2 protein-coding genes and 1 pseudogene are annotated in these 3,461 nt (G+C 72.3%); all 3 read left to right on the forward strand.

Features of this window, described 5'->3' with window-relative positions:
* The first annotated feature begins 174 nt into the window (after positions 1-174).
* On the forward strand, positions 175-933 hold the full coding sequence (locus tag AB0M20_RS33040) for an FkbM family methyltransferase (RefSeq protein ID WP_364304260.1): 759 nt from the start codon (positions 175-177) through the stop codon (positions 931-933).
* Positions 930-2,726, forward strand: coding sequence for a hypothetical protein (locus AB0M20_RS33045; RefSeq protein WP_364304261.1), 1,797 nt, complete (start codon positions 930-932; stop codon positions 2,724-2,726). Before AB0M20_RS33040 ends, AB0M20_RS33045 begins: the two co-directional genes overlap by 4 nt.
* Positions 2,723-3,461, forward strand: a pseudogene (locus AB0M20_RS33050) (hypothetical protein); the annotation flags it as partial. The gene AB0M20_RS33045 and the pseudogene AB0M20_RS33050, both read left to right, overlap by 4 nt.

Below are 3,461 nucleotides of genomic sequence, written 5' to 3' on the forward strand. Positions count from 1 at the left end.
TCCCGAGCGGCAGGCCGACCCGGCCACACCCGCCGATCACGCAGACGTCCACCGGCCCGGTCATCGCCCCTCACATTCACGCCGCTGGTTTCGGCTCGTGCAGGCTACTAGCGAGGAAAGCTCGGGTCTACCCGCAAGTAGCAAAGGGGCGTCGAGGGGTTAGGGTGCGACACCATGACCGGCACTTTGTCCACCGATCTGAGCTCGCGGTTCGCCGCGGCACTGCCGGCTCGCGTCGTGGCGGCCGCCGTACGTACCGCCTATCCCCGGGTCGAGCCCGAGCTGGCGTGCCTCTCCTCCTACGCCCCGCGCGGCGGAACCGCGGTTGACGTCGGAGCCTGGTACGGGCCGTGGACGCGCAGGCTGCGCCGGATCGCCGACCGGGTGGTCGCGGTGGAGCCGACGGCCGAGCTGGCCCGCTGCCTGACTGCCGCGTTCCCGGACGTGTGGGTGGTCGAGGCGGTCGCCTCCGACCGCGCCGGGACAGCCGATCTGTTCCTGCCGTCCGGCGGGCCGGGGGTCGGAACGTCCTCGGTGGAGACCGGCACCGGCGTACCCGTCACTGTTGCCAGGGTGACCCTCGACAAGCTGGAGCTGACCGACGTCCGGTTCGTCAAGCTCGACGTCGAGGGTCATGAGCTGCCCGCCCTGCGCGGGGCCGAGCGGACCATCCGGCGCGACCGCCCGCAGCTGATCGTCGAGCTCGAGGAGCGGATGCAGCCGGTGAAGCCGGTGCTCGACCTGCTCGGCGGCTGGGGCTACCGGCCGTACGTGATGCCCGACGGACGGTGGTTGCCGCTGGAGGACTTCGACCTGGTCGGACACCAGCGCGGTGCGGTGGCCCGGGTGGACCAGAGCTTCGCCCGCCGGGTGGTTCGGCCGAAGCCCCGGTACGTCAACATGGTGCTGTTCCGGCCGGAGCCGGACCGGTGAGCACGCAGAGACGGGTCGGCATCGGGGCCGCCGTCCTGATCGCGCTGAGCCTGGTGTGGCGGGCGTCGATCTCCGCCCGAGGCTTCCTCACCATCGACGACTTCCCGATCCTCGCGCAGGCCGACGCCTCCGGCCTGACCCCCGGATACCTCTTCGGGCTCTACAACAATCACCTGATGCCCGCCGGGCGGCTGATCGTCTTCGTCACCGAGCGGCTGACCGGCTACGAGTACTGGCCCTACCTCGTGCTGATGCTGCTCGCCCAGCTGGCGGTCGGCGTGGCGTTCTACCGGCTGTTGCGGCTCATGCTGCCGGCCGGGTGGGCGGTGCTCGTACCCCTGTGCCTGTTTCTCTTCAACCCGATGACCCTGGAGGTCAGCGCGTGGTGGGCGGTGGGGATCAACCTGCTGCCGATGCAGCTGGCGATGGTGCTCGCGGTCGGCGCTCAGGTCCGCTATCTGCGCACCGGCGCCCGCAAGCACCTGGTGACGCTCGCCCTGTCGGTCCTGTTCGGGCTGCTGTTCTTCGAGAAGGCTCTGCTCATCGTGCCGCTCGTCGTCCTGGTGTCGCTATGCCTCTACGCGCCCGGCGGGTCGGTGCGCTCGGTGCTCACGGCGATCCGGCGCTGGTGGCCGTCCTGGGCGGTGCTGGCTGCGATCTCGCTCCCCTACCTCGGTATCTACCTGGCGATGCAGACGACCTCGACGCTGCGGCGCCCGTCCTCGGCCGCGGAGGTGGGCACGTTCCTGGGGCAGTTCTACGGCGAGACGCTCGCGCCGGGCCTGGTCGGCGGGCCGTGGACCTGGCTGGACGGCGCCGACGGCGCCGCGCTCTCCGCCCCCCAGGAGCCGGCCCGGTGGCTCTCCTGGGTGCTGGTCGCCGCGCTGATGGCGGGCACAATCTGGCTGCGCCGGGGCGTCGCGGTCCGCGCCTGGACGTTGCTAGCGATCTTCTCCGCGATGACCGCCACGCTGATCGCCGCGACCCGGCTGGGCTCGGGGCTGAGCGGAGTGGCCGGGCTGGTGCCCCGCTATCTCGGTGACGTGGTGCTGGTCGCGGCGTTGTGCGTCGGCGTGGCGGTGTGCGGGTTGCGCCGACTGAACGCGGAGGAGGAGGAGGAGGAGGAGGAAGCGCCGGTGACCGTGCCGGTGAAAGGCCTCGCCGTGGCCGTTGCGCTGCTCGTCGCGAGCAGCCTCTACAGCGGCGTCGACTTCGCCTCCGACTGGGGCGTCAAGGCCGGCCGCGACTACCTGCGGACCGCGCAGGCCGACCTGGCGGCGTCGGGGCCGGGGACGGTCTTCATGGACCAGACGGTGCCGGAGGCCGTGGTGCCCGCTCTGTCGTACCCGTGGAACAAGCAGTCGGCGTTCTTCGGGCCGCTCGACGACGGGCCGGTGTTCGTCTTCCAGGCGCGCGCGCTGTCGGTGTTCGACGAGTCCGGCCACGTCCGCCCGGCCTGGGTCGAGGGTGTGTCGGCGAAACCGGGGCCGCTGCCGGGGTGTGGCTACCGGGTCACCGGCAGCCGGGCCACCAAGGTGCCGCTGACCGGCGCCGTCGTCGACTACTGGCAGGTCGTGCGGATCGGCTATCTCAGCGACCGCGACACGGTCGCGACGATCCAGGTCGGCGACCGATCCGGGGTGTCGTTCGACGTGCACCGCGGCCTGAACGCGATGTTCCTGCTCATGCGGGTCGACGGCGACGAGGTCACGCTCACCGTCCGCGACCCGGCCGCGAACCTGTGCACCAACGAGATCGACGTCGGCGCGCTGGTGCCGCAGCCGGCCGGATGACCGTGCCGGGCCGGCGCATTCCACACACGGTTGCCGCCGTGGTCACCGCGGTCGTGCTCGCACCGCTGGCGCTGCCCGGATACGCGTTGCGCTACGACATGGTCTTCGTGCCGCGGCAGCCACTGAGCTGGGAGATGATCGCGCCGGCCGACGCGCTGCCGCGGGCGGTGCCGCTCGACGCGCTGGTGTCGCTGGCCAACCTCGCGGTGCCGGGCTGGTTGCTGCAGCGGTCGGTGTTGGTCGCGGTGGTCTATCTGGCCACGCTGGGTGCGTTCCGGCTGGTGCCGAGCACGCGTACGGGCACGCGGGTGGTGGCCGCTCTGGCGTACGCCTGGACGCCGTTCCTGGCCGAGCGGCTCCTGATCGGCCAGTGGGCGCTGCTGCTCGCGTACGCGGCCCTGCCCTGGTTGGTGGCGGCGGTGCGCGACCTGCGCGCCGGCCGGTCCGGTGCACTGCCTCGGATGGTGCTCGCCGCCGCGCCCGCTGCGGTGACCCCGACCGGCGGCCTGATCGCGCTGGCCACGGTGGTCGTGCTGCTGCCGCTGCGGTCCCGGGCGACGGCCGCCGCGCTCGCCTCGGTCGCGGCGCTCAACGTGCCGTGGCTGGCGGCCGCCCTGACTACCACGGCGGGTGGCCGGTCCGATTCGAACGGTGTGGCGGCCTTCGCCGCCCGTGCGGAGAACTGGGCCGGCTCGTGGACGGCGCTGGCCGGCACCGGCGGCATCTGGAATGCGC

Source organism: Actinoplanes sp. NPDC051633, assembly GCF_040681735.1.
Lineage (GTDB): Bacteria > Actinomycetota > Actinomycetes > Mycobacteriales > Micromonosporaceae > Actinoplanes.